This window comes from Micropruina sonneratiae, assembly GCF_025972045.1.
In the GTDB taxonomy this organism is placed as follows: Bacteria; Actinomycetota; Actinomycetes; order Propionibacteriales; family Propionibacteriaceae; genus Micropruina; species Micropruina sonneratiae.
In genome coordinates, this window is the sequence record NZ_JAPDHX010000002.1 from 517,014 (window position 1) to 543,384 (window position 26,371).

Consider the following 26,371-nt stretch of genomic DNA (forward strand, 5'->3'; position numbering starts at 1 on the left):
CGCTCGAACCGAGGGTTGTCAGCTGCAGCCGCTGGTGCTGCCGCAGCCCTCGCAGATGTAGCAGCTGCCGCTGCGCCGCATCTTCGTCCCGCAGGTCATGCACAGTGGGGCGTCGATCGCGAGCCCGGAGATCTTCTCCAGCACCTCGGCCGTGGAGTGCGGCTTGGCCTCGACCAGCGCGGGCTGATTGGGCCCGTCCTCGTGCACCGCGACCTCGTCGCCGGCGTCGTTCTTCAGCGCCTCGGACTCGATCAGGTTGGCCTCGTCCTCTTCGGACAGGTACGACCCGGTCTCGACGTAGCGGGCCCGCTCGGCCGAGGTGTGGATCCCCAGTTCGGCACGCTCGTCGAAGGTCAGGTAGTCGAGCGCCAGGCGGCGGAAGATGTAGTCGATGATCGACTGGGCCATCCGCACGTCGGCGTCGTCGGTCATGCCCGCCGGCTCGAACTTCATGTTGGTGAACTTCTGCACGTAGGTCTCGAGCGGGACGCCGTACTGCAGCGCGATCGAGATGGCGATCGAGAAGGCGTCCATCACCCCGGCCAGGGTCGAGCCCTGCTTGCCGAGCTTCAGGAACACCTCACCGAGGCGTCCGTCGTCGTAGGCACCGGCGGTCAGGTAGCCCTCGGCGCCGCCGACCGAGAACGAGGTCGTCCGGCTCATCCGCGACTTGGGCAGCCGCTGCCGGCGCGGGCGGTACTCGATGCGGACCTCGGGCTCGGCCTTGGCCTCGGCGCTCGCCTCGGACTTCTTGCCGTCGGACAGCGGCTGACCGACCTTGCAGTTGTCGCGGTAGACCGCCAGCGCCTTCAGGCCGAGCTTCCAGCCCTGCAGGTAGACGTCGGCGATCTCGTCGACCGTCGCCGTCTCGGGCAGGTTGACGGTCTTGGAGATGGCGCCCGACAGGAACGGCTGCACCGCGGCCATCATTCGCACGTGGCCCATCGGCTTGATCGCCCGCTCGCCCATCGCGCAGTCGAACACCTCGTAGTGCTCGGGCTTGAGGCCGGGAGCGTTCACCACGTGGCCCTGCTGCGCGATGTACTCGACGACCGCCTCGACCGTCTCGTCGGTGTAGCCGAGCCCGTTGAGTGCCCGCGGGATGGTCTGGTTCACAATCTGCATCGACCCGCCGCCGACCAGCTTCTTGAACTTCACCAACGAGAAGTCGGGTTCGATGCCGGTGGTGTCGCAGTCCATCATGAAACCGATGGTGCCGGTCGGTGCCAGCACGGACGCCTGGGCGTTGCGGAACCCGTTGGCGGCGCCCAGTGTCACGACCTTCGCCCATTCGGCGCTGGCGGTGTCGTGGATCACCGCGTCGAAATCGGTGAAGGTGCGGACGTCGTCGTTGGCCGCCTGGTGCTTGCGCATCACCTTCTGGTGCGCGGTCGCGTTGCGGGCGTACCCCGCGTACGGGCCGACGATCGCGGCCAGTTCGGCGGAGCGGCGGTAGCTGGTGGCCGTCATCAGCGAGGTGATGGCGGCTGCCAGCGAGCGCCCGCCCTCGGAGTCGTAGCCACGCCCGACCGCCATCAGCAGCGCACCCAGATTGGCGTAGCCGATGCCGAGCTGCCGGTAGTCGCGGGTGGTCGTCCCGATCGCCTCGGTCGGGAAGTCCGCGAAGCAGATCGAGATGTCCATCGCGGTGATGACCAGCTCGACGGCCTTGACGAACGTTGCGGCGTCGAAGCTGTCGTCGTCGCGCAGGAACTTGAGCAGGTTCAGGCTGGCCAGGTTGCAGGAGCTGTTGTCCAGGCTCATGTACTCCGAGCAGGGGTTGGACGCCGTGATCCGGCCCGTCTCGGGGTTGGTGTGCCAGGCGTTGATCGTGTCGTCGTACTGGATGCCCGGGTCGGCGCACTCCCAGGCCGCCTTGGCCATCTTGCCGAACAGCTCACGGGCGTCGACTGTGTCGATCACCTCGCCCGTCATCCGCGCCCGCAGGCCGAACTGCGCGCCGTCCTCGACCGCGGTCATGAACTCGTCGGAGACCCGGACGGAGTTGTTGGCGTTCTGGTACTGGACGCTGACGATGTCCCGGCCACCCAGATCCATGTCGAAGCCGGCGTCGCGCAGGGCACGGATCTTGTCCTCCTCGCGCGCCTTGGTCTCGATGAACTCCTCGATGTCGGGATGGTCGACGTCGAGCACCACCATCTTGGCCGCGCGCCGGGTGGCGCCTCCGGACTTGATGGTGCCGGCCGAGGCATCGGCGCCCCGCATGAAGCTCACCGGCCCGGACGCCGTGCCGCCCGAGGACAGCAGTTCCTTGCTGGAGCGGATGCGGGACAGGTTCAGGCCGGCCCCCGAGCCACCCTTGAAGATGAACCCCTCCTCCTTGTACCAGTTGAGGATGGAGTCCATGGAGTCGTCGACGCTGAGGATGAAGCACGCGCTGACCTGCTGCGGCGCCTTGGTGCCCACGTTGAACCACACCGGCGAGTTGAAGCTGAAGACCTGGTGCAGAAGCATCCAGGTGAGCTCGTGCTCGAATACCTCGGCATCGGCGGGAGTGGCGAAGTAGCCGTTCGACTCACCGGCGGCGCGGTAGGTGTGCACGACGCGGTCGATCAACTGCCGAAGGCTGGTCTCGCGGGCGGGGGTGTTCACCGCACCGCGGAAGTACTTGGTGGTGACGATCGTGGACGCGTTGACGCTCCAGAAGTCGGGAAACTCGGCACCCCGCTGCTCGAACACGGTCTCACCGGTCTTCCAGTTCGTCTGGACGACGTCGCGCGACTCCCAGGTGACCTGGTCGTAGGGGTGCACGCCTTCGGTGGTGAAGACGCGCTCGATGGTGAGGCCCGACGGCTTGGCGTTCCGGCGGCTGCCGGCACGGGCGGTTTCGGTCATTACTGATGCCTTCCTTGGGGAGTTGGCGGGGGCGATGGTTCAGCGCGGGACGACGAGCTGACCGCGCAGGTTCTCGATCTCGGCCTCGAAATCCTCGACCGAGTCGTAGTGCTTGTAGACCGACGCGAAGCGCAGGTAGGCGACGGCGTCGAGGCTGCGCAGCGGACCGAGGATCGCCAGGCCGACGTCGTCGGCGGGGATCTCGGCCTGGCCACCGGCGCGAAGCGCCTCCTCGACCTGCTGGCCGAGCCGCGCCAGGTCGGCCTCGGAGACCGGGCGGCCCTTACAGGCCTTGCGGACGCCGGTCACGACCTTGTCGCGCGAGAAGGGTTCGACCACGCCGGATCGCTTCACCACCACCAGTTGCATCTGCTCCAGCGTGGTGAACCGGCGCTCACAGGAGGGGCACTGGCGCCGGCGGCGGATCGCGGCGCCGTCTTCGGCGACGCGGCTGTCCAGGACGCGGGAGTCGGTGTGCCGGCAGTACGGGCAGTGCACGGGTCGACCCCCTCGTTCGCGTAGCGTGCGCACCCTCCCCTGTGGAGGGGCGTGTGTACCGGCTGTGGAGATGTTGTGGACAAGAACCACAATCTGTGGATGAACCACAGCGGTGTAACTACTAGATCTGGACCCTACGCCGGTACCACGTACAACGCAACAGAGCTACGGCGTGTTCCGGGGGATGCGGCGAGTCGCGACCGGAACTGGCCCGAACTCGCTTGCGGAGGGCGGCGACTGCGACCGGCCGTCCCGGTCACCCGCCGACCCCAAGGGAACACAGCGTGCCTCAGGGCACCTGCACGGCCACGGCCGCGGCCGGAGCCTGAACCGGCTCGTTGGACACGGCCAGGAAACCAGCGACCAGGGTGACCACCCCGGCCGCCACCACGGACAGGAAGACCGCCATCACCACGGCCAGCCCACGCCTGGTCAACCGCCAGCCGGGAGCGACCTCGACGACCGGTTCGGCCGCCGCCGGCGTTGCGCGGCGGATCAGCGGCGCCGCCGGCCCCAGCGGGCGGGACCCGGACGTCGCCGGGTGTTGCGGGCGAGCGATCGGCCCCCGCTGCCGCGGGACGTGCCGCCACCGCGGACGGGTCGTCGCCGGGTTCACCGCAGCCGTCTGGACGGTCTCATCAACCAGCATCGCGCTCATCTCGCACTTCCTTCCTCGAACATACGTTCGATCTCATTGTTACCCGCCAAGCGGCCCCGCGCAAGCACTATTCGTACCTGTGTTCCGACCGTTCTGCGGCGTTGGAATGAGTCAACAGGCAGGGTCTGACAGTTTTCGCCGGCAACCGGCACGGGTCGTCCGGACGGGTCACGGGCACGAGGCCGGACCACCTCCGGGGCCGACCCGGGGCCGCAGCCGGCCGATCCGCGCAATTCGAACAAATCCGGCGACACGCTCGAACGTTTGTACAAATCGTCGGCGGCGACCCCTACCCTTGTCGCATGGCTGGTAGGAACCCATTCGACAAGACCCCGCGACGCGGACGTCCGCCCAAGAAACCACCGAAGATGACCGTCGGTCGCCCGAGCAACGCCCAGGTGGCCGAGCAGCTCGAGATGGCCAAGATCACCCAACTGCCCGACGGTCCGGCCGACACCGAGGGCCTCACCCCGCGGCAGCGCCGCATCCTGGAACTCATCCACCTGGCGGTCAGCACGCGCGGCTACCCGCCCACCATCCGCGAGATCGGTGAGGCGGCCGGGCTGGCATCACCCTCAAGCGTGTCCCACCAGCTCAGGCAGCTCGAGGCGAAGGGCTACCTGCGCCGCGACCCGCACCGGCCACGTGCCATGGAGGTGCGGTTGCCCGAGTCGATCTCCGGGGCGGCAGGGGTCGACACGGCACCGGTCGACCCCGAGACCGACGTCGTCGACATCACCGGCATCGGTGACGCGCTGCCCGAAGCAATCAATGTGCCGGTCGTCGGCCGGATCGCCGCCGGCGGTCCGATTCTGGCCGAGGAGCGCGTCGAGGACGTCTTCCCGCTGCCCAGGCAGCTGGTCGGCGACGGCACCCTCTTCCTGCTCGAGGTCAAGGGCGACTCGATGATCGAGGCGGCCATCTGCGACGGCGACTTCGTGGTCGTGCGGCAGCAGCCGAACGCCAACAACGGCGACATCGTGGCCGCCCTGCTCGAGGACGAGGCGACGGTCAAGACCTTCAAGCGCACCGAGGGGCAGGTGTGGCTGCTGCCGCACAACCCGGCCTACTCCCCCATCGACGGCAACCAGGCCTCGATCCTGGGCAAGGTCGTCGCGGTGCTGCGGCGGGTCTGACATCAGAATCAGCATCCGGGTCAAGCCCGGTGCCGGCCGGACCAGGGTGGGTGGACGCTACGGCGACGACACCCTGGTCGTCGCCGTTCAGGCGCCCGCCGTTGACGGCCGCGCCACCCAGGCCGCACTCAAGGCGGTGGCGACGGCGTTCGGGCTCCCCGCCCGTGACGTGCGGCTGATCGCCGGCAACACCAGCCGCACCAAGATCGTCGAGTTGGCCGGTGAACACGCCGCGCGCTGGGCGGAGCTCCTCGGGTCGTAGCCGCGTGGGCCGCGCCCCCTGCCCCTAACCGCGAGGCAGTGCGTCCCAGCGCGGCGTCGACGAGTTCGACCAACAGCTTCGGGGCGCCCACCGCAGAGCTTGGACTGGCTCGACCAGCGGCTACTGCTCGCCGAGGCGACGCAATGCGCCGATCGCCGTCTCGCGGTCGGTGGTCATCCAGAACGGCGGCATCGAGGCCCGCAGATAGCTGCCGTAGCGGGCGGTGATAAGCCGCGGGTCGAGCATTGCGACCACACCGCGATCGCTGAGCCGGCGGATGAGGCGTCCGGAACCCTGGGCGAGCAGCAGCGCCGCGTGGGTGGCCGCGACGGCCATGAAGCCGTTGCCGCCGCGCTCGGCGACGGCCCGCTGCCGGGCCTGCAGCAAGGGATCGTCCGGGCGTGGGAAGGGGATCTTGTCGATGATCACCAGCCGGCAGGTGTCACCGGGCACGTCGACGCCCTGCCACAACGACAGCGTGCCGAACAGGCTGGTCGCGGGTTCGGCGATGAAGCGTCTGGTCAACTCGCCGAGCTGGGCGTCGCCCTGGCAGAGGATCTCGGCGTCCGGCAGCTCGCGGCGGCAGTGGACGGCCGCGGCTTCGGCGGCTCGCTGCGAGGCGAACAGCCCAAGGGTTCGTCCGCCCGCGGCCCAGAGCAGCTCTGCCACCTCGGCCAGGGTGTCGGGACCAATGCCGTCGCGGCTTGGCGGCGGCAGCGCCTTGGCGACGTACAGGATGCCCTGTCTGCCGTAGTCGAACGGCGAACCGACGTCGAGCCCGCGCCACCTCGGCGGCTCCGTCTCGTCGTCGCCCTCGGACGCCTGCGCACCGGTCAGCCCCACCGTGGACGCCACCGCGTCGAACGAACCACCGATCGACAACGTCGCCGAGGTCAGCACGACCGGGCGCTTGGCGAAGATGCCCGTGCGCATCAGCCCGGCCACCGACAGCGGTGCCTGGTTGACCTGGCGCCCGGAGCGTTCCCGCTCCGACACCCACACCACGTCGTGCGGGTCGATCCGGGCCAGCTGCTCGGCGATGTCGAAGACCTCCTTGGCAGCGGCCGCCGCCTGCTTGCGGTCGTTGTCGGAGTCGTCGCCGCCACCCATCGCCGACACGACCCGGCGGGCCACGTCGCGCACCAGCCGCAGCGTGGTCGGCAACGGGCCGTCGGCGTCCTCGATCCGCTCCAGCGGCGCCTCGTCGAGGGCCGCCCGCAGCGCCTCGCCGGCGTCCAGGAACTCCAGCGCCAGCTCGTCGTCGAGCCAGCTGAGGCACCGACGTCCGACCCGCTCGATCAACTGCGGACTGAGCTCGTGCGAGGCGGCACCGGTCACCCGGGAGACCAGTTCGTGGGCCTCGTCGACGATCACCGCCTCGTGTTCGGGCAGGGCCGTGCCGCCGTGCATCGCATCGATCGCCAGCAACGCATGGTTGGTGACCACCAGCTGCGCCGAGCGGGCCGTGTCGCGGGACCGTTCGACGAAGCACTCCGACCCGAACGGGCAGCGCTGTACCCCCAGGCACTCGCGCACCGGGATCGACACCTGCGCCCACGCCTGCGCGGTGTGAGTGGGTGCGTCGTCACGGTCGGCCAGCCCCCGCGCAACCGCCTGCTCTTCGACCCAGCCGCGCAGCGCGACCACCTCGGCCCCCACCTTCGAGGCCGGATCGGCAGCCGACGAGGTGAGCGCCACAGCCAGGTCGCTGCCGCCGATCAGCGTGTCCTGCTCGGGACCCTGGCCGTCGCGGGCCCGGTACAGGCAGGCGTAGTTGGTGCGCCCCTTGAGCACGGCGTGGCTGGGACGTTTACCGGTGACCGTCGCGCAGGCGTCCAAGGCCGCGGGAATGTCGGAGTGCGCCAGCTGGGACTGCAGCGCCAGCGTCGCCGTGGCGACGATGACGCGGTCCTGGGGGGCCTGGACGAGGTGTGCCAGCGCCGGTGCCAGGTAGCCCAGCGACTTGCCGGTACCGGTGCCGGCCTGCACCAGCAGGTGGTCGCCGCCGGCCAGGGTCTCGGCCACCGCCGCCGCCATCTCGTGCTGGCCGGGACGCTGGGCACCGTGGATCCCCTCGACCGCCGCGGCGAGGATCGCCTCGGTCAGGTCGGTCTCTGGCACCGGTTCAACCTACCGTGCAGCCCGCACGGAACCGGACGCCGCTATTCGGGCCTGTGCACAGGCCCGGCAGGAGTCGGACGTGCCGGAGCGGCGGCCCGGTCTCGTCGCCGTGGCCCGGGCCGGCACCTCCGGTCAGACGCGATAGGGCTCGAGCTCACCGGCCAGGCCGGAGTTGACCCGGGCGGTCACCGCCGTGCCCTCCGCGGTGTGCTCAAGCACGACGATCTCGCCGCTGGTGTGGATCTTGTTCACCAGGTCGCCACGCTCGTACGGCAGCAGCACCGAAACCTCGACCGCGGGCCGGGGCAGCCGCTCCTCGATCCGCCGCTTCAGCTCGGCGACACCGTCCCCGGTGCGCGCCGAGACGAACACGGCGTCCGGGTAGCGGGTACGCAACGTCGCCAACGTGAGGGCGTCGGCCCGGTCGGTTTTGTTGATCACCAGCTGCTCGGCGACGTCGGCCGCACCGATCTCGCCCAGCACGGTGTGCACCGCCCTGATCTGCCCCTCGGGGTCGGGGTCGGAGCCGTCCACGACGTGCAGCAGCAGGTCGGCCAGCACCGACTCCTCCAACGTGGAGCGGAACGCCTCGACCAGATCGTGTGGCAGATGGCGGACGAAACCGACGGTGTCGGTCAACGTGAACACCCGGCCATCGACGCTCTCGGCGCGGCGCGTGGTCGGGTCGAGGGTGGCGAACAGGGCGTCCTCGACCAGCACCCCGGCGCCGGTCAACCGGTTCAGCAACGACGACTTGCCGGCGTTGGTGTAGCCGACGATAGCCACCGACGGGATCTCGTTGCGGCGTCGCTCCTGTCGCTTGGTGGAGCGCACCTCGTCCATCGCCCGCAGCCGCTTGCGCAGCACCGAGATCCGGTGGCGGATCCGGCGCCGATCGGTCTCGATCTTGGTCTCGCCGGGGCCGCGTCCGCCGATGCCGGCGCCGCCGGCCGCACGTCCACCGGCCTGCCGGGACAGGTTGCCGCCCCAGCCGCGCAGCCGCTGCCGCAGGTACTGCAGCTGGGCCAGTTCGACCTGCGCCTTGCCCTCGGCGCTCTTGGCGTGCTGGGCGAAGATGTCGAGGATCAGCGCCGTGCGGTCGATCACCTTGACCTTGACCCGGTCCTCCAGGTTGCGCAGCTGGGCCGGCTCGAGCTCGCCGTCGCAGATCACCGTGTCGGCGCCGGTCGCGATCACCACCTCACGCAGTTCGTCGACCTTGCCGCGACCGATGAAGGTGGCCGGGTCGGGGTGCTGCCGGCGCTGCACGAGTGCCTCCAGCACCTGCGACCCCGCGGTCTCGGCGAGCAGCTTGAGTTCGGCCACGGCATTGTCGGCGTCCACCTGGGACCCGGTCGTCCAGACGCTGACCAGGACCACCCGCTCGAGCTGCAGGTCGCGGTACTCGACTTCGGTGATGTCGGCCAGCTGGGTGGACATGCCCGCCACCCGGCGCAGCGACAGCCGCTCGGCCAGGTCGAGCTGGTCGCCGTCGACGTCGGTCTGCTCCGGGTCGGCGGCGTCGTCGTATCGGAGTTCGGTCACAGGTTCACTGTGCCACGAGCGACGATGACGGCGGGACCCGTCAGTGTCGCCTCGGGCCCGCTCAGGTCGACGACCAGCGAGCCGCCGGGCGGGTCGACCCGCCACCGGCGTCCGCTGTGGCCGGACGCCGTGGCCGCGGCCACGGCCGCTGCCACCGTGCCGGTCCCGCACGAGAACGTCTCGCCCACGCCGCGTTCCCAGACCCGCATCACGACCCGGTCGTCACCGGCGAACTCCACGAACTCGACGTTGGCCTGGTTCGGGTAGACCTCGGCCGGGTAGCCGGGCTCCACGCTCAGGTCGAGGCCCGCCAGCCGTCCGGGCTCGAGCACGACGGCGGCATGCGGATTGCCGACGTCGACCACTCGTGCCGGGAACGACTCACCAGCCACCGTCACGGTGATCGGATCGGGCCCGATCGTGGGGGTGCCCATCGTGACGCAGATCTGTCCGTCGGGCAGGAACTCGCCGTGCCGGACGCCGGCGCGGGTCACGATGTCGACCGGCGACTCGTCGATCAGGCCCTCCTGCTCCAGATACCGCAGGAACACCCGCAGACCGTTGCCGCACATCTCGGCGATCGAGGCGTCCGCGTTGCGGTAGTCCATGAACCAGGCGTCCCCGTGGCCCTCGTAGCCGGGCACGTGCCTGGCCCGGACGGCGCGCAGCGTGCCGTCGCCCCCGATCCCTGCCCGCCGGTCGCACAGGAAGCGCAACTGCTCGTCGGACAGCTCGAGGCGTCCCTCGGCGTCGCTGAAGCAGACGAAGTCGTTCAGCGTGCCGTGTCCCTTGGCGAAGGCGAGCATTCCGGAATTCCACCCCAGCACGGGCCGGGGGTCAAACCGGCACCGCCCGATGGCGAGCGCGGGGCGAAAATGAGGTCGGTCAGTGTGGCAGCTGGCCGACCAGGTGCTCAGCGAGTCCCTCGGACGACGCCGGCAGCCAGGTGATCCGCGGGTCGCGGCGGAACCAGCCCAGTTGCTTGCGGGCGAACCGCCGGGTGCCGGACGCCGTGCGCAGGCGGGCCTCGTCCTCGCTGAGCTCGCCGTCGAGGAAGGCCAGTACCTGGCGGTAGCCGAGGGCGCGTGAGGCGGTCCGACCGTCCCGCAGGCCACGCGCGGCCAGATTGCGCACCTCGGCCACCAGCCCGTCGGCCCACATCCGCTCCACCCGGGCGTCGATCCGGGCGTCCAGTTCGTTGCGGGGAATCTCCAGCCCGTACTGCAGCACGTCGCCCAGCGCGTACTGCCACTGCGGCAGGTTCGGCTGCCACGACCCCGTCAGCTCGATCACCTCGAGCGCCCGGACGATGCGTCGGCCGTTGCCGGGCAGGATGCCGGCCGCAGCCTGTGGCGACAGCGCCTCCAGCCGCTGGTGCAGCGCCTCGGCGCCCGCGGCGTCAAGATCGGCCTCCAAGCGGGCGCGCACCGCGGGGTCCGTGCCGGGAAACTCGAACGCATCGAGGATCGCGTGCACATACAGCGCCGACCCGCCGACCAGGATCGGCAACACGCCGCGGGCACGACAGTCGGCCACTGCGTCCCTGGCCAGCCGCTGGAAGTCGGCGACGCTGGCGGTCTCGGTGACGTCGAGGATGTCGATCAGGTGGTGGGTCACCCCGCCCCGCTCGGCGGCGGACGGTTTCGCCGTCCCGATGTCCATGCCGCGATAGACCAGCATCGAGTCGGCGTTGATGATCTCGGCCGCACGGCCCTGCTCGCGCAACCTCTGCGCCACACCGACGGCGAGCGCGCTCTTGCCACTGGCGGTGGGGCCGTTGATCACCAACAGCGGGGTCGACACGCCGTCATTGTGCCGCACAGTTCGGCGCATCCCCTTGGCCCTGGCCGGATGACGGGGTAACAATGGCCGTGAGCCGGGTTCGCCCCGGGAGTGCGAGAGAAAGGAGGCCGAATGGGATTCGTCGACAAGATCAAAGGGGCCGTGAGCGGTCATGAGGATCAGATCGATGGCGCCATCGACCAAGCTGGCGACTTCGTGGACTCCAAGACGGACAGCAAGCATGCGGCCCAGGTCGATCAGGCTCAGGACTTCCTGAAGGGTCAGGTTCGGCAGGGCTCCGGCACTCCGGAACAACCCCAGACCTGATCGGCTCGATCTTTCGTACGATCTAGATATCTACACGGCGGGGCCGGGCGATTCGCCCGGCCCCGTCCCCATGCCCGGGCTGGCTTGCAGTCATGCCAACCGAGCATGACCGCCATGCAGAGAAGGTCATTGACCTCGGGGCAGCGACCCCGCCAGCCTGTGAAGCATTACTGTGATGGTGCGAGCACACCATGAATTCGCGAGCGATTTCACGCAATGACGAGAGGAATCCGGTGTCCGAGGTCGAGGTACTGCACAACATCATTGCCGGTGAGGCGAGGCCGGCGGTCTCGGGCGAGACCCTGGAGATCACCGATCCGAGCACCGGGCGGGTGTACGCCACGTCGCCGAAGTCAGGCCCTGCCGACATCGACGCCGCCTTCACGGCCGCAGCGGACGCCTTCGAGAGCTGGCGCTGGAGCACCCCCGCGGAGCGCCAGCAGGCGCTGCTCGCCTTCGCCGACGCGATCGAGTCGGGCGCCGACGAACTCGTCGACCTCGAGTGCCGCAACACGGGCAAGCCGAAGAACCTGACCGCCTCGGAGGAGATCGGGCCGATGGTCGACCAGGTGCGGTTCTTCGCCGGCGCCGCCCGGGTGCTGGACGGCCGGGCGTCCGGTGAGTACATGCGGGGCTTCACCTCCTCGATCCGGCGCGAACCCATCGGCCCGGTCGGCCAGGTCGCCCCGTGGAACTACCCGATGATGATGGCGATCTGGAAGCTCGCCCCGGCGCTGGCCGCCGGCAACACCGTCGTGCTCAAGCCGTCGGACACCACCCCCGCCTCGTCGGTGTGGCTGGCCGAGAAGCTGGCCGACATCCTGCCCGCGGGGGTGGTGAACCTGGTCTGCGGCGATCGCGAGACCGGTGCCACGCTGACCGCCCACCCGACGCCCCGGATGCTGTCGATCACCGGCTCGACCCGGGCCGGAATGGCGGTCGCCACCGCGGCCGCCGCCGACCTGAAGGTCACCCACCTCGAGCTTGGTGGAAACGCTCCGGTGGTGGTCTTCGACGACGCCGACCTGGCCGCGGCGGTCGAGGGCATCTCGGTGGCCGGACTGTTCAACGCCGGCCAGGACTGCACCGCGGCCAGCCGGGTGCTGTGCCAGGCGGGTGTGTACGACGCGTTCGTCGCCGAACTGGCCAAGGCCGCCGCCGCGACCCGCACCGGCTTCGACCCGGCCGACGAGGACATCCTGTACGGCGCGATCAACAACCCGCGCCAACTCGCGCACGTCTCGGGCCTGGTGGAACGGGCCCCGGCCCACGCGAGCGTTGTCACCGGCGGACGCCGCGTGCAGCGCGACGGGTTCTTCTACGAGCCGACCGTCATCGCCGACCTGCGCCAGGACGACGAACTGGTCGCCACCGAGATCTTCGGACCGGTGCTCACCGTGCAGCGCTTCGTCGACGAGGACGAGGCGGTCCGGCTGGCCAACGACACCCCCTACGGCCTCGCGTCGTCGGTGTGGACGTCGAACGCCGGCACCGCGGCTCGGCTCTCGATGCGGCTGGACTACGGCTGCGTGTGGGTGAACACCCACATTCCGCTGGTCGCCGAGATGCCGCACGGCGGGTTCAAGCACTCCGGGCACGGCAAGGACCTGTCGATGTACAGCCTGGAGGACTACACCAGGATCAAGCACGTGATGCAGTACCACGGCTTCGAGGGCTGAGGCCCCCCACTGGACGCCTGCCGCTCAGGCGTCCTGCCCGTACCGGTCGCGGACGAAGCGGCGGAAGCGGTCGGCCAGGTCCGCCAGCTGCTCGGCGCCGTGATGGTGCGGCTGCCAGGCCGCATGCAGCGCGATGCTCAGCGCGCCCGCCGGGATGTCCACGGTCACCTGGACGAGGCCGTAGCGCGGGTCGTCGGACACCACCGCGACGCCACGCCCGGCCGCGGCGACGGCCTGGGCGACGTGCGACGACGTGAACTCGACCAGGTCGGGCACCGGCAGCCCCGCCGCCTCGACGGCGGTGTCGAGGGCGCGCCGGGCGTGACTGTCCACGGTGGGCACCAGCAACCGATGTCGAAGCAACTCGGCCAGCGTCACCCGCCGGCGGACCGCCAACTCATGGTCGGCCCGCAGATAGGCGATCACCGGCAGCGTGGCCACCCGCGTCCGCGCCAGCGTGATGGGCGGCGGGCGGGTGCCGATTACCACGTCCGCCCCGCGCTCCAGCGCCCCGTACTCGTCGGTGGCGTCCAAGGGCTGCACCCGTGGCATCGGGTCGTCGGGGCCCAGGGTGGCGAAGAACGGAGCCAGCAGGTCGTTCAGCGTGACCGGCGGCGCGGCGAGGGTCACGCTGGGCAGGCCGCCCGCCCTGATCTGGGCGGCCGCCGACCGGGTGGCCTCCGCACGGCTGAGCAGGTCGCGGGCCGCGGGCAGGAACTGCCGCCCGGCCGGGGTCAGCACCAGGCGTCCGTCCCGCCGAGTGAACAGCTCCAACCCCAGCTCCTTCTCGAGTTGCCGCAACTGCCGCGACAGGGACGGTTGGGTCACATGGGTGACCCTGGTCGCGGCGCTGACCGACCCGGCGTCGGCCACGGCGACGAAATACCCGATGGTGCGGAGTTCCACGGCGTCCTCCTCGGCAGCACTCTATGCCCAGCACGCATGGATCCGTTAGCAAACGAGTATTCGACAGCATGGCTCGACGGCGGAGAGGATGGACACGACACACCACGAGTGGAGGAGTCGTCATGCCCGTCGAGCAACGCCGTCGGCTGGTCACCGCAGTGCCCGGTCCCCGATCGATCGACTTGGCCGCCAGGAAGGCCGCCGCGGTGGCCGACGGGGTCGGCACCATCGTGCCCGCCTACGTCGTCGAGGCGTCCGGCGGCATCGTGGTGGACGCCGACGGCAACCAGTTGATCGACTTCGGTTCGGGGATCGCGGTCACCACCGTCGGTAACTCCGCCCCGGCGGTCGTCGCGCGGGTGCAGCAGGCGGTCGAGAGGTTCACCCACACCTGTTTCATGGTCACCCCCTACGAGGGTTACGTCGAGGTGGCCGAACGACTGGCCGAACTCACGCCGGGCGACCACGCCAAGAAGACGGCACTGTTCAACTCCGGCGCCGAGGCCGTCGAGAATGCGATCAAGATCGCCCGGGTCGCGACCGGACGCAGCGCGGTGGTCTGCTTCGACCACGCCTATCACGGCCGCACCAACCTCACCATGGCGCTGACCGCCAAGGACATGCCCTACAAGCACGGCTTCGGTCCGTTCGCCTCGGAGGTGTACCGGACGCCGATGGCCTACCCCTACCGCTGGCCCGGCGACCCCGCCCGCGTCGCCGAGGAGGCGTTCGAACAGTTCGAGTCGCAGGTGCACGTGCAGGTCGGCGAGAGCCAGGTGGCGGCGGTGATCATCGAGCCGATCCAGGGCGAGGGCGGCTTCATCGTGCCCCCGGACGGCTTCCTGCCACGGCTGCAGCGGTGGTGCGCCGACCACGGCGCCGTCCTCGTCGCCGACGAGATCCAGACCGGGTTCTGCCGCACCGGCGACTGGTTCGCCTGCGACCACGAGGGTGTGGTGCCCGACCTGATCACCACCGCCAAGGGCATCGCCGGCGGGCTGCCGCTGGCCGCGGTGACCGGTCGCGCCGAGTTGATGGACGCCGTCCACGTCGGCGGCCTGGGCGGCACCTACGGCGGCAACCCGATAGCCTGCGCGGCGGCCCTGGGCGCCATCGAAGAGATGGAAACCCACGACCTGACCGGCCGGGCGCGCGAGATCGAAGCGATCTTCCGCGACCGGCTGGGCGGCATCGCGGCCCGGCAGCCGGCGATCGGGGACGTCCGGGGACGCGGCGCGATGATGGCGATCGAGCTGGTACGGCCCGGCTCGAAGGACCCGGACCCGGTGCTCACCTCGGCGGTCGCACGGGCCAGTCACGCGCAGGGACTGGTGGTGCTGACCGCCGGCTCGTTCGGCAACGTGCTGCGCTTCCTGCCGCCGCTGAGCATCTCCGACGAGCTGCTGCACGAGGGCCTGGACCTGATCGAACAGGCCTTCGACAAGACGGCCGCCTGAGGACTACCGGGGTCTCGGCCGGTAGACCGCTCCCGCCGGCTCAGCGGCGGGTGCCTTCGTCGCCCCAGGTGCCGGGCTGGCCGAAGGGTTGCGGCCGGCCGTACGGCTGGTCGGCACCGGTAGCGGATTCTCCCCACGGGGCGCGCTGCCGCTGCTGATCGAACGGCTCGGCCGGGGCCTGGCCCACCGGCGGTCCGCCGACCGGCGGGTAACCCGTCCCGGCCGGCTGACCCGGCCGAGCACTGGTGGCGGCGCGTCCGATCGCCAGCAGCAACAGCACGACCGCGACGAGGTGCACCACGGTGCCGGCCACCGAAGCGACCGAGTAGCCCCACATCGGGAGCCGCAGCTGGCTGAACACGTAGACCTGCAGCACCGACCACATCTGTCCGATCACGAGCAGCCCGACGCCGCCCCACATCAGCCCGCGCGCCCGGGACGGCAGCCGGCCCTGCACCATCGCGGCGACCCCCACCATGACGCCGAGGGTGACCAGGAACACCAGCCAGCCCGCCACGTAACTGATCATGCCTACGCACCCTTCTGTCGACGTGCGGAGCCTAGCCGGTCGCGGGTCATCGGCCAGGTGGGCCTGCGACCGGCGACCGCGGTAGGTGCCCGGCACGCATGGGGGACGCCGACCGGGCGCTCAGCCGGCGGCGCCGACCCGCTTCGGCAGGCCCAGGCCGATCAGCCTCTTGCGCGGGGTGTGCCGGGCGTCCCAGGCGTCGCCGCCCCGCGTCCGGCGCAGGTTCGCCACTCCCCCGTCGGCGACGAGGTGGTGCGGTGCCGCGTAGCTGATCTCGACGGTGCCGAGATCGCCGGGACGCGGCCGCTCGGTCCCCTCGGGGATGCTCACGTGCACAAGGCGGTTGTCCCGTGCCCGGCCCGAGAGCCGCTCGGTGGCGGCGTCCTTGCGCCCCTCCCCGGCGGCGAACATCACCTCGACCTCGCGGCCGACCAGCTTCTGGTTCTCCTGCCAGGCCAGGTCGCCCACCAGGTCGACGAGCCGCTCGTAGCGCTCCTGGACGACCTGCTTCGGCACCTGGTCGGGCATCGTCGCGGCCGGCGTCCCCGGGCGGATCGAGTACTGGAAGGTGAAGGCGGCGGAGAACCGGGACGCCTCCACCACCCGCAGTGTCTCGGCGAAGTCGGCCTCGGTCTCACCCGGGAAGCCGACGATGATGTCGGTGGTGATCGCGGCGTCCGGCATCGCGGCCCGGACCCGGTCGATGATACCCAGGTACTTGGTCGAGCGGTACGACCGGCGCATCGCCCGCAGCACCGCGTCCGACCCCGACTGCAGGGGCATGTGCAGGCTGGGCATGACGTTGGGCGTCTCGGCCATGGCGGCGATCACGTCGTCGCTGAAGGCGGCCGGATGCGGCGAGGTGAACCGGACGCGTTCCAGCCCGTCGACCTCACCGCAGGCGCGCAGCAACTTGCCGAACGCGAAGCGGTCGCCGAACTCGACCCCGTAGCTGTTGACGTTCTGGCCGAGCAGGGTGATCTCCTGGACGCCCTCGTCGACCAGCGCGCGGATCTCGGCCAGGATGTCGCCGGGCCGGCGGTCGGTCTCCTTGCCGCGCAGTTGCGGGACGATGCAGAAGGTGCAGGTGTTGTTACAGCCGACGCTGATCGACACCCAGGCCGAGTACGGCGATTCCCGCCGCGTCGGCAGGGCCGACGGGAACGCCTCGAGCGCCTCGACGATCTCGACCTGGGCCTCCTGCTCGACGCGGGCGCGTTCGAGCAGCACAGGCAGCTTGCCGACGTTGTGGGTGCCGAAGACCACGTCGACCCAGGGCGCCTTGCGGACGATGACGTCACGATCCTTCTGGGCCATGCAGCCGCCGACGGCGATCTGCATGCCGGGATGCCCGGCCTTGACCGGCGCCAGATGCCCCAGGTTGCCGTACAGCCGGTTGTCGGCGTTCTCCCTGACCGCGCAGGTGTTGAAAACCACGACGTCGGCCTGCTCGCCCTCGACCTGCGGGGTGTAGCCGGCGTCCTCGAGCAGCCCGGCGATCCGTTCGGAGTCGTGGACGTTCATCTGGCACCCGTAGGTGATGACCTGGTAGGTGCGAGGCAGCGCGGTGGTAGTCATGACGGTGCGCAATCCTACCGGGTGCACCAACGCTTGCCCCCCAGCGCCGGTCCGAGCGCGGTTGCGCCGGGCAGCCGGCCCGCTCAGTCGGGTTGGTCGGCCTGGTAGTGGCCGGGCGTGAACCCGGTGACCGTGCGGAAGTCGTGGGTGAAGTGGGCCTGGTCGGCGTAGCCGAGGTCGGCGGCCAGGTCGGCCAGGGAGCGTCCGCCGGCCTTGAGCTGGGCGACCGCGTCGTGCAGCCGACGCCGCTGAATGAGCCACTTCGGGCTCAGCCCGACCCGGTTCTCCACGAGCCGCTGCAGCGCCCGCTCGCCCAGGCCGAAGGCGTCGGCCAGGTCGGCGACCCGGGTCACCTCGGGATGATCGTCCAGCCAGTCGATGATGGCGTTGATCAGCCGACCCTGCTGGTCCACCGGGAGGAAGCCGGCCACGGTGTCCTCGTAGGCGGCGATCGCGGCCCGGTGGGACGCCGGCGCGCCGGGTTCGGCGGCCAGCGCGGCCCGCACCGCGGTGACCAGTCCCGCGCCGTCGAGGGTCGTCAAGGCGTCCAGGTCGACGTAGTCGTCCACCAGTTCGCTGACCGGGCGGCCCAGCAGCAGGCGGCCGGCGGCCGGCCGGAACAGCACGCCGGCCGCCCACCCGTCGCCCTCGAGGACCACCTGCGACAGCCCGCGGGTGACGCCGTAGAAGCGGGCGTAGCTGTTGCTGATCACGATCAGACAGACCGGGAACTGCAGCGTGCGCTGCGTCGAGGGTTCCGTCAGCGACCAGACCGGGAACCAGTACCGCGTGATCAGGTCGGTGACGAAGTCCGAGGCCGGGTAGCGGTGGATCGGCGGCGACGGCCGGGACGCCGTCGTCAGATGGGCCCGGTCGACCGGATCGCCGGCGCCCGCCGGGTCGCGCTGGGAAGCGACTGCCATGCGTCGGATTATCACAATGCAACCCGCCCGGGCGCTCGTAGCGTGGCCGCATGAACAACACGACGACTGACACGATCAGTATCTTCCGCACCCGGGCGGCCACCTTCGAGCAGGTGTTGGAGGGCGCCTCGGGGCGCTGGGACGCCCCGACCCCCTGCACCGGCTGGACGGTGGCGGACGTGGTCGACCACGTGATCTCCACCCAGAACGACTTCCTGCGACGCCACGGCCTGGCCGATGATGCCGGGACGGTGCCCGCCGATTCCGATCCCCGGCAGGCCTGGCGCGGCCATGCCGCGGCCGCGTTGAGCGTCCTGGAACGCGACGGCGTTGCCGAGACCACCTTCGACGGCTATTTCGGGCCCACCACGATCGGGGACACGATGGCGGACTTCTACGGCTGGGACCTGGTCATCCACGGTTGGGACGTCGCCCGTGCCACCGGCCAGCCCAGCCCGATCCGTGAGGACGAGGCGGCCGGCCTGGCAGCCACCGCCGACGGTTGGGGCAAGGCGCTGTACAGCGAGGGCATCTGCGCCCAGCCTGTCGAGGTGCCCCCGGACGCCGGCCGGTTGGACAAGCTGCTCGGCAAGCTCGGCCGCGATCCGCGCTGGACGCCCGCGCAGGCCTGACACCCGTCCGGAGCCGCCACCCCGCCTCGCCGGGTGGCGGCTGCAGTGGGCATGATGGGGCGATGATCTGGAACCAGACGTTGGTCTGCGTCCGTGACGTGCCGGCCTCAAGCCGGTGGTACTGCGCCGTGCTGGGCGGCACCAGCGGACACGGCGGTGACGAGTACGAGCAGGTGCTGGTGGATGGCGAGCTGATGCTGCAGTTGCACCGGATCGACGTCGCCGACCATCACGGCTACCTGGCCGACGCCTCCGTCCCGCTCGGCAACGGCGTGGCGCTGTGGTTCGAGGTCAGCGATTTCGACGATGCCGTGCGCCGGGTCCGCGACTGCGGCGCCACCGTGACGACCGAACCGCACGTGAATCCCAACGCCGCACAGTCCGAGATCTGGCTGAGCGACCCCGACGGCTACCTGGTGGTGTTGGCCGGGCCGTCGCGGTGGCGTCCGCGGCCGGCCGGCTGACCCGGGCCTGCCCGCCGGGAGTGCCGCGGCGGCAGCGGGGCCGACCACGAACGCTCAGTGCGCGGTCTCGATTGCCCGCGACTCGCGCACCACGGTCACCTTGATGCTGCCCGGGTAGGTGAGCTCGTCCTGGACCTGCTTGGCGATCTCCTTGGCCATCACGTGGGTGGCGGCGTCGTCGACGGCGTCCGGCTGCACCATCACCCGGATCTCTCGGCCCGCCTGCATGGCGAACACCTTGTCCACGCCCTCGTGGGCTCTGGCGATCTCCTCGAGCCGCTGCAGCCGCTTCACGTACACCTCGAGGCTCTCGCGGCGGGCACCGGGGCGTCCACCGCTGATGGCGTCCGCCGCCTGGGTCAGCACCGCGATGACGGTCCTGGGCTCGACCTCGTTGTGATGCGCCTCGATGGCGTTCACGATGTCGGGCTGCTCACCGAAACGGCGGGCCAGGTCGGCGCCCACCTTGGCGTGCGAGCCCTCGACCTCGTGGGTGAGCGCCTTGCCGATGTCGTGCAGGAACGCGGCCCGCTTCGCCGGCGCGGGATCGATCTGCAACTCGCTGGCCATCAGAGCGGCCAGGTGGGCGCATTCGACGAGGTGCTTGAGCACGTTCTGCCCGTAGGAGGTGCGGTACTGCAGCGCGCCGATGGTGGGCAGCAGGCCGGGATCGAGGTCGGTCAGCCCGACTTCGGCGACGGCGTCCTCGGCGGCCCGCAGGCAGATCTCGTCGATACGCCGCTTGCTGCGCTCGTAGACCTCCTCGATCCGGGCGGGGTGGATGCGGCCGTCGGCGACGAGCTCGGTCAGGGTGAGCCGGGCGACCTCGCGGCGGACCGGGTCGAACGACGACAACAGCACGCTCTCGGGCGTGTCGTCGATCATCACGTTGACCCCGGTGGTCTGCTCGAAGGCTCGGATGTTGCGGCCCTCGCGGCCGATGATCCGGCCCTTCATCTCGTCGCCGGGCAGCGGAACGGTGGTCACCACCGACTCGGTGGTCTGCTCGGTGGCGAGCCGCTGGATGGCACCGACGATGATCTGCCTGGCCTTGGCCTCGCCGTCGCGTCTGGCCTCGGCCTCGATCTCACGACTCAGCTGGACGGCCTGCAGGCGGGCCTCGTGCTCGACCTGGTTCAGCAGCTCGGCTCTGGCCTCCTCCGACGTCATGCCGGCGATCCGCGCGAGCTCTCCGCGCTGGCGCTGCTCAGCCTCGGTGAGCTCCTCGCGGCGCGACTCCAACTCGGCGAGCCTCACCTCGAGGTCGCCCAAGCGTTCGTCGAGCTTGCGCTGCAGGCCGGCGTTGGCGTCCTCACGTTCGCCGACCCGGCGTTCGCGGCGCTCGACCTCCTCGAGCAGCTTGCTGCCACGGTCACGCTCGACGCGGACAGCGGCCTCGCCTTCGGCGCGTTCCCGCGCCGCCTCGGCGCGCACCCGTTCGGCCTCGGCCTTGGCCGCCGCCAGGATCTCATCACCCTCGGCCTTGCGCGCCATCGGATCGACGCGGGCGACCAGAGCCTGCAACCGGGATCGCTCCTGCTTCTCGGCCTCGACGACCCGGCGTGCGGCCTGCTTCTGCGCCGCCTGCTGGTTGCGGACCATCGACACCACGACCAGGGTCAGTCCGACCAGCACGAGCCCCAGGACGACGGCGACGATCGCGAGCAACTGCATCGGATCCATCGGATACCTCCCGTCGTCGTCCACCACAGTGGGTACGCCAAGGCCACTATCAACATGTCAATCAGGCGACGCCGAGGAAGAACCTCAGTCGTCGCCGTCCCGCTCCGCCGTGGGGGTGGACGGAACTCCTAGTCACTAGCCGGGTGAGTAGCCCGTTGAAAAGTCGATCGCATGGGTTGATGAATCGTTGACGCACCTGATGGTGAGGTTAGGCGCAGCACGCCCACCGATCAAGCGGCGCACCTTGTCGCGCCACGGTTACCGGCCCGGCGGCCCGTCGTACCACTCGTCGGCGGGCACCATCGACGCGTCGCCGTCGGTCGCGGACGGCTCGTCTTCCCCGCGCGGAAGCTCGCGCAGCACCTGGGAGATCACCCCCGGCGCGAAACCTCGCCGCGCCAGCTGGCCGGCGAGGCGCCGGTAGCGGACCTGATGGGGCAGCCGAAGCAAGCTCGGCAGCCGCTTGGCGACCAGTGCCCGGGCGACCGCCTCGTCGGTACCGTCGTCGACGGCGTCGGCGGCGGCGTCGATCAGCTCGGCGTCGACACCCTTGGTGCGCAACTCCTGGCGCAGTGCACGACTCGAGCGCAGCCGACGCTGCTGGGCGTCGAAGGTCGCGACCGCCACCCGCCGGTCATCGATGAAACCGAGCTCCGCGAGCCGGTCGAGCACCTCGCGGGTCGCCTCGGGCGGCACCCGCTTCTTGACCAGGGCCAGTTCGAGCTCGTGCCGCGTCCGGTCGCGGACGTCGAGCAGCCGCAGGGCGATCTCGCGCGCCACTGCCACGGGGTCGGCGTCAGGGCCGGCGTCGGAGTCGAGCACCTCGGACTCCGATGCCGGCCGTGCCGATCGCCGCAGCGGGCTCAGAACGTCACCTCGCCGGTGACCGGGTCGATGCCCGGGGGCACCTCGGCGGGCTCACCGATGCCCAGGTGCTTGAGGATGCGCTGCTCGAGCTCGTCAGCGATCTGGGGGTTCTGCTTCAGGTAGTTGCGGGCGTTCTCTTTGCCCTGGCCGAGTTGGTCGGCCTCGTAGGTGAACCAGGCGCCGGCCTTGCGGACGAGGCCCGTCTCGACGCCGAGGTCGATCAGGCTGCCCTCGCGGCTGATGCCCTGGCCGTACAGGATGTCGAACTCGGCCTGCTTGAACGGCGGCGCCACCTTGTTCTTCACCACCTTGACGCGGGTGCGGTTGCCGACCATCTCGGAGCCGTCCTTCAGCGTCTCGATGCGGCGCACGTCGAGCCGGACCGAGGAATAGAACTTGAGCGCCCGGCCACCGGTCGTGGTCTCGGGAGAGCCGAACATGACGCCGATCTTCTCGCGCAACTGGTTGATGAAGATGGCCGTGGTGCCGGCCCCCGACAGCGCACCCGTCATCTTGCGCAGCGCCTGGCTCATCAGCCGGGCCTGCAGGCCGACGTGGCTGTCGCCCATCTCGCCCTCGATCTCGGCGCGGGGCGTCAGCGCCGCCACCGAGTCGATCACGATCAGGGTGAGCGCCCCGGACCGCACCAGCATGTCGGCGATCTCGAGCGCCTGCTCGCCGTTGTCGGGCTGGCTGACCAGCAATGCGTCGGTGTCGACACCCAACCGGCCCGCGTACTCGGGATCGAGCGCGTGCTCGGCGTCGATGAAGGCGCAGATGCCGCCCGCCGCCTGGGCGTTGGCGATGGCGTGCAGCGCCACCGTGGTCTTGCCGCTGGATTCGGGGCCGTAGATCTCGACCACCCGGCCGCGCGGCAGGCCACCGATGCCGAGCGCCACATCGAGCGCGATCGACCCGGTCGGAATGATTGCGATCGGCTGCCGGGTCTCATCGCCCAGCCGCATCACCGAGCCCTTGCCGTGCTGCTTCTCGATCTGGGCCAGTGCCGCCTCGAGCGCCTTCTCGCGATCTGCAATCGCCATGTTCTGGTGTCCTTCCCCGTCGGTGTCGTGCCAGCGTGTTTCAGGTTCTGTCGTCACCCTACGAACAAGGTCTGACAAAAGAGTCACACTCGTCCGGGCCTGTGGATAACCACTCCTGCGTCAGCAAGCAGCCTACCGAACAGATGTTCGAAACAAGCCCGACACGCCGTCAGCGTTCGGAGGCGGGCAGTTCGAGGTTCTGCCACACCGCACGCCAGACCTGCTTGGCCGGAACACCGGCCGCGAGAGCCTGCCGCACCGTGCGACTGCCCAACTCGCCGATCACGTGGCTCTCGGCCCAGACCAGCGCGTAGCCACCGCCCAGATGACGGGTCAGTCGCGCCCAGAGTTCTGCCTCGCGCACCTCAGGCGGCCACGCGGGCCGAGCGCACCGGAAGGTGCGCGACGACGTCGTGGTCGTCGTACTTGTCGCTGACCCGGCGCAGCACGCTCGACAGCGGCACTCCGAGCGCTCCGCAGATCGCGTTCAACAGCTCGCTCGAGGGCTCTTTCTGGCCCCGTTCGATCTCGGACAGGTAGCCCAGGCTGACCCGCGCCGCCGAGGACACCTCACGCAACGTGCGCTGGTCGGCCGTCCGCAGTTCGCGCAACGACTCGCCCAGCAGCTCGCGCAACAGCTGCGGCCGTTGTGGTTCGGCTGCGATCATGCCCACGACTCTACCCACCCATCCTCCGATCAGACGCTCAGCCTCAACACGCGTCGCGCGGCTTATGTTCCCGCCCGCCCGGCACAGCAGGCGACCGGCCCGACCGGCGCTCCTGCCGAGCACCCCAGGGCTGCGGGCTCAAACCGGACCCCACCGGCCGGGACAGGCGTCCGCCGGCCGGATGGGCTGGAGCGAAACCCGAGCCCTCACCCCTCGTGCAGGGGGTCGAGCAGGTCGCGCAGCATTTCGAGCGCGGCGTCCACGGTCTTGCTGCGGATGGGCTGCCGGTCGCCCTCGAACTCGAACCGCAGGGCCACCGGTGGCGGCTGGAACATCCCGATCCGGGGGCCGATGGCGGCGATCCAGACCTCGCCCGGCGGGTGGCCCTCCTGCGGGTCGGGTCCGGCCACCCCGGACGCGGCCAGCGCGTAGTCGGCACCGGTCAGTTCCTGGACGCCCATCACCATCTCGACGACGGTCTGTTCCGACACCACGCCGTACTTCGTCAGCACCTCGGGGTTGACGCCGCCGATCCGGGCTTTCTGCTCGGTGGCGTAGACCACCACTCCGCCCAGGTAGTAGCGCGACGCCCCCGGCACGGCGGTGATGGTCGCGCCCAACTGCCCACCGGTCAGCGACTCCGAGGTGGCCAGGGTCAGGTCACGCTCGGCCAGCGTGCGGCCAACGATCTCGGCCATGGACAGGTCGGTCATCGTTTCTCCTGTTCGGCCAGGCCGGCGCGACGCAGCGCCACAGCCTCGCGGATGTAGGGCACGGCGGTCACGGCCGTCACCAGCACCGCTGCCGCCATCACCGCCCAGGCTAGCCACTGCAACCACCCCGGCATCAGCGGCAGCCCGGGCAGGAACAACAGCAGCGCGACGCTCTGCAGCACCGTCTTGAGCTTGCCGCCCGCATTGGCCGCCATCACCCCGTACTTCAGCATCGCCACCCGCATCCAGGTGATGCCCCACTCGCGGACCAGCACCAGCGCGGTGATCCACCACGGCAGTTCACCCAGGATGCTCAGCCCGACGAACGCCATCCCGGTGAGCGCCTTGTCGGCGATCGAATCCCACAACTTGCCGAAGTCGGTGATCAGGTTGTATTTGCGGGCGATCCTGCCGTCGACGGCGTCGGTCAGAATGGCGATGCCGAATACTGCGGTGGACGCCAGCCGCCACCACAGCTCGGCCGGATGGCTCAGCAGCATCCACGCGAACACCGGCACCAGGACCAGACGCAGCACGGTGAGCGCATTGGCGGCATTGAGCCGGCTCGGCTGTTCGTTCATCGGGCCTCGGCTGCGATCAGGTCGATGCCATCGGCGGCGGTGACGGTGGCCCACACGAGACTACCGACCCGGAGAGCGGCCCGCCCCGCCACACGCGTGGTGCCGTCGACCTCCGGGCCCTGGTGGGCGGCCCGGCCGACCCCGTCCGGCTGCTCGACCAGCACCTGCACCCGCTGGCCGATGCGGGCCTCGGCCCGCTCGGCGCACACCTGCTCGACCAGCATCGACATCGACTCCACCCGTTCGGCGACCACGTCGTCGGGCAGCTTGCCGGTCAGGGTCTCAGCCTCGGTGCCCACCTCGTCGGAGTAGCCGAAGACGCCCATGGCGTCCAGCCGGGCGGCCGAGACGAACTGGGCCAGCGTCGCGAGGTCGGCCTCGGTCTCGCCCGGGAAGCCCACGATCACGTTGCTGCGGATGCCGGCCTCCGGGGCCACCGCGCGCACCCGGTCGAGCAGGCCCAGGAACGAGTCCGGGTCGCCGAAGCGGCGCATCCGGCGCAGCACCGCGGGCGCCGCGTGCTGGAAGGACAGGTCGAAGTAGGGCACCACCTTGTCGACGCCGAGCATGCCTTCGATCATCCCGGGACGCAGCTCGGCGGGCTGCAGGTACGACACCCGCAGCCACTCGATGCCCTCGACGCGGGACAGTTCGCGAAGCAGGTTCTCCAGCGCCTGCGGACCGGCCCGCAGGTCCTTGCCGTAGGAGGAGGTGTTCTCGCTGGCCAGGAACAGCTCCTTCACGCCGCGCTCGGCCAGCCAGCGCGCCTCGGCCACCAGCTCGCCGGGCGGACGGGAGAGGTAGGAACCGCGGAACGACGGGATCGCACAGAAGGTGCACCGCCGGTCGCAGCCGGAAGCGACCTTGAGCGGCGCCATCGGGGAGTCGTCGAGCCGGCGACGCAGCACCGCCGGGCCGCTCGCCGGTGAGCCGCCGCGCTCGGTGGGGCCGTGTCCCGGCAACACCACGGTGTCGGCCGCGCCGGGCCGGTCGGCGGGCGCGAGCGGCAGCAGCAGCCGCCGGTCGCGGGGGGCGTGCGCCTGGTGGTGGCCGCCGGCCATGATCCAGCGCAGCCGGTCGGCGATGTCGGGATAGGCGTCGAAGCCGAGCACGGCGTCGGCCTCGGGCAGCGCGTCGGCCAGTTCGGAGCCGTAGCGTTCGGCCAGGCAACCGACCGCGACCACCGCCTTCGCCCGCCCCGACTCCTTGAGGTCGGACGCCGCCAGCAGGGTGTCGACCGAGTCCTTCTTGGCGGCGTCGATGAAGCCGCACGTGTTGACCACCACGGCGTCCGCGGCGTCCGGGTCGTCGGTGATCTCGAAGCCGCCGACCTCGAGGCGGGCCAGTAGTTCCTCGGAATCGACATCGTTGCGCGCACAACCGAGGCTGACCAGATGCACGCGTGCGTTCACCTCAGCAGGCTATCCCAGCGGGCTGTGCGCCGGGCGACCCTGAAAACGGTG

The 26,371-nt window shown here is 70.4% G+C and carries 26 protein-coding genes; 7 read left to right on the plus strand and 19 right to left on the minus strand.

Going from position 1 to position 26,371, the window contains the following annotated elements; all coding sequences use genetic code 11:
• Positions 1–18: 18 nt before the first annotated feature.
• The 3 genes from OIE40_RS07545 to OIE40_RS07555 form a co-directional block, all read right to left on the minus strand.
• The gene (locus OIE40_RS07545) at positions 19–2,856 is read right to left on the minus strand and encodes a vitamin B12-dependent ribonucleotide reductase (protein ID WP_264701552.1); all 2,838 of its coding nucleotides are present in this window, start codon (positions 2,854–2,856) and stop codon (positions 19–21) included.
• A 39-nt stretch (positions 2,857–2,895) separates the two neighbouring features.
• Complete coding sequence (gene nrdR / locus OIE40_RS07550) at positions 2,896–3,354, minus strand: transcriptional regulator NrdR (RefSeq protein WP_264701554.1); 459 nt, start codon at positions 3,352–3,354, stop codon at positions 2,896–2,898.
• A gap of 289 nt (positions 3,355–3,643) precedes the next feature.
• A complete protein-coding gene (locus OIE40_RS07555; RefSeq protein WP_264701555.1) occupies positions 3,644–4,012 on the minus strand; it encodes a hypothetical protein in 369 nt (122 codons plus the stop codon).
• 416 nt (positions 4,013–4,428) lie between these two features.
• On the opposite strand from OIE40_RS07555, the gene lexA reads away from it, so the two are divergent.
• Both lexA and OIE40_RS07565 read left to right on the plus strand, forming a co-directional pair.
• Complete coding sequence (lexA, locus tag OIE40_RS07560; protein WP_413774481.1) at positions 4,429–5,148, plus strand: transcriptional repressor LexA; 720 nt, start codon at positions 4,429–4,431, stop codon at positions 5,146–5,148.
• 13 nt (positions 5,149–5,161) lie between these two features.
• A complete protein-coding gene (locus OIE40_RS07565; RefSeq protein WP_264701717.1) occupies positions 5,162–5,410 on the plus strand; it encodes a DUF167 domain-containing protein in 249 nt (82 codons plus the stop codon).
• A gap of 120 nt (positions 5,411–5,530) precedes the next feature.
• On the opposite strand, the gene OIE40_RS07570 is transcribed toward OIE40_RS07565, so the two are convergent.
• The 4 genes from OIE40_RS07570 to miaA form a co-directional block, all read right to left on the minus strand.
• Complete coding sequence (locus OIE40_RS07570) at positions 5,531–7,447, minus strand: ATP-dependent DNA helicase (protein ID WP_264701718.1); 1,917 nt, start codon at positions 7,445–7,447, stop codon at positions 5,531–5,533.
• A 216-nt stretch (positions 7,448–7,663) separates the two neighbouring features.
• The gene (hflX, locus tag OIE40_RS07575; protein ID WP_264701557.1) at positions 7,664–9,076 is read right to left on the minus strand and encodes a GTPase HflX; all 1,413 of its coding nucleotides are present in this window, start codon (positions 9,074–9,076) and stop codon (positions 7,664–7,666) included.
• Positions 9,073–9,882, minus strand: a complete 810-nt coding sequence (gene dapF / locus OIE40_RS07580; protein ID WP_264701558.1) for a diaminopimelate epimerase — start codon at positions 9,880–9,882, stop codon at positions 9,073–9,075. The genes hflX and dapF overlap by 4 nt, the downstream gene beginning before the upstream one ends.
• A gap of 79 nt (positions 9,883–9,961) precedes the next feature.
• Complete coding sequence (miaA, locus tag OIE40_RS07585) at positions 9,962–10,879, minus strand: tRNA (adenosine(37)-N6)-dimethylallyltransferase MiaA (RefSeq protein WP_319805213.1); 918 nt, start codon at positions 10,877–10,879, stop codon at positions 9,962–9,964.
• 111 nt (positions 10,880–10,990) lie between these two features.
• Here miaA and OIE40_RS07590 point away from each other — a divergent pair, with 111 nt between their 5' ends.
• Positions 10,991–11,185, plus strand: a complete 195-nt coding sequence (locus OIE40_RS07590) for an antitoxin (protein ID WP_264701562.1) — start codon at positions 10,991–10,993, stop codon at positions 11,183–11,185.
• A 233-nt stretch (positions 11,186–11,418) separates the two neighbouring features.
• Positions 11,419–12,864, plus strand: coding sequence for a gamma-aminobutyraldehyde dehydrogenase (locus OIE40_RS07595; RefSeq protein WP_264701564.1), 1,446 nt, complete (start codon positions 11,419–11,421; stop codon positions 12,862–12,864).
• Between the two features lie 24 nt (positions 12,865–12,888).
• Here OIE40_RS07595 and OIE40_RS07600 read toward each other — a convergent pair whose 3' ends face one another.
• Positions 12,889–13,770: a LysR family transcriptional regulator gene (locus OIE40_RS07600; RefSeq protein WP_264701566.1), complete on the minus strand. Its 882-nt coding sequence runs from the start codon at positions 13,768–13,770 to the stop codon at positions 12,889–12,891.
• Positions 13,771–13,892: 122 nt separating this feature from the next.
• On the opposite strand from OIE40_RS07600, the gene gabT reads away from it, so the two are divergent.
• Positions 13,893–15,227 carry a 4-aminobutyrate--2-oxoglutarate transaminase gene (gabT, locus tag OIE40_RS07605; RefSeq protein ID WP_264701568.1) on the plus strand — a complete coding sequence of 445 codons (1,335 nt, stop codon included), beginning with the start codon at positions 13,893–13,895 and terminating at the stop codon, positions 15,225–15,227.
• Between the two features lie 40 nt (positions 15,228–15,267).
• On the opposite strand, the gene OIE40_RS07610 is transcribed toward gabT, so the two are convergent.
• The 3 genes from OIE40_RS07610 to OIE40_RS07620 form a co-directional block, all read right to left on the minus strand.
• A complete protein-coding gene (locus OIE40_RS07610) occupies positions 15,268–15,756 on the minus strand; it encodes a hypothetical protein (RefSeq protein WP_264701571.1) in 489 nt (162 codons plus the stop codon).
• A gap of 120 nt (positions 15,757–15,876) precedes the next feature.
• Entirely contained in the window at positions 15,877–17,334 is a 1,458-nt protein-coding gene (gene miaB, locus OIE40_RS07615; protein ID WP_264701573.1) for a tRNA (N6-isopentenyl adenosine(37)-C2)-methylthiotransferase MiaB, read from the minus strand.
• Positions 17,335–17,417: 83 nt separating this feature from the next.
• On the minus strand, positions 17,418–18,257 hold the full coding sequence (locus OIE40_RS07620) for a helix-turn-helix domain-containing protein (protein ID WP_264701575.1): 840 nt from the start codon (positions 18,255–18,257) through the stop codon (positions 17,418–17,420).
• 50 nt (positions 18,258–18,307) lie between these two features.
• Between OIE40_RS07620 and OIE40_RS07625 the strand changes: the two genes are divergently transcribed.
• Entirely contained in the window at positions 18,308–18,889 is a 582-nt protein-coding gene (locus tag OIE40_RS07625; RefSeq protein WP_264701577.1) for a TIGR03086 family metal-binding protein, read from the plus strand.
• A gap of 62 nt (positions 18,890–18,951) precedes the next feature.
• Positions 18,952–19,353, plus strand: coding sequence for a VOC family protein (locus OIE40_RS07630; RefSeq protein WP_264701579.1), 402 nt, complete (start codon positions 18,952–18,954; stop codon positions 19,351–19,353).
• A gap of 54 nt (positions 19,354–19,407) precedes the next feature.
• Here the strand turns inward: OIE40_RS07630 and rny are convergent, their stop codons facing one another.
• From rny to rimO, 8 genes are all read right to left on the minus strand, one after another.
• A complete protein-coding gene (gene rny / locus OIE40_RS07635; protein ID WP_264701581.1) occupies positions 19,408–21,036 on the minus strand; it encodes a ribonuclease Y in 1,629 nt (542 codons plus the stop codon).
• 258 nt (positions 21,037–21,294) lie between these two features.
• The gene (locus tag OIE40_RS07640) at positions 21,295–21,858 is read right to left on the minus strand and encodes a regulatory protein RecX (RefSeq protein WP_264701582.1); all 564 of its coding nucleotides are present in this window, start codon (positions 21,856–21,858) and stop codon (positions 21,295–21,297) included.
• A 41-nt stretch (positions 21,859–21,899) separates the two neighbouring features.
• Positions 21,900–22,946 carry a recombinase RecA gene (gene recA / locus OIE40_RS07645; RefSeq protein WP_264701584.1) on the minus strand — a complete coding sequence of 349 codons (1,047 nt, stop codon included), beginning with the start codon at positions 22,944–22,946 and terminating at the stop codon, positions 21,900–21,902.
• A gap of 169 nt (positions 22,947–23,115) precedes the next feature.
• The gene (locus OIE40_RS07650; protein ID WP_264701586.1) at positions 23,116–23,310 is read right to left on the minus strand and encodes a DUF3046 domain-containing protein; all 195 of its coding nucleotides are present in this window, start codon (positions 23,308–23,310) and stop codon (positions 23,116–23,118) included.
• 1 nt (position 23,311) lies between these two features.
• Entirely contained in the window at positions 23,312–23,614 is a 303-nt protein-coding gene (locus tag OIE40_RS07655) for a helix-turn-helix domain-containing protein (RefSeq protein ID WP_264701588.1), read from the minus strand.
• A 206-nt stretch (positions 23,615–23,820) separates the two neighbouring features.
• Positions 23,821–24,327, minus strand: coding sequence for a CinA family protein (locus OIE40_RS07660; RefSeq protein WP_264701590.1), 507 nt, complete (start codon positions 24,325–24,327; stop codon positions 23,821–23,823).
• On the minus strand, positions 24,324–24,908 hold the full coding sequence (locus OIE40_RS07665; RefSeq protein WP_264701592.1) for a CDP-alcohol phosphatidyltransferase family protein: 585 nt from the start codon (positions 24,906–24,908) through the stop codon (positions 24,324–24,326). The genes OIE40_RS07660 and OIE40_RS07665 overlap by 4 nt, the downstream gene beginning before the upstream one ends.
• Positions 24,905–26,320, minus strand: coding sequence for a 30S ribosomal protein S12 methylthiotransferase RimO (gene rimO / locus OIE40_RS07670; protein WP_264701594.1), 1,416 nt, complete (start codon positions 26,318–26,320; stop codon positions 24,905–24,907). Before rimO ends, OIE40_RS07665 begins: the two co-directional genes overlap by 4 nt.
• Positions 26,321–26,371 lie beyond the last annotated feature (51 nt).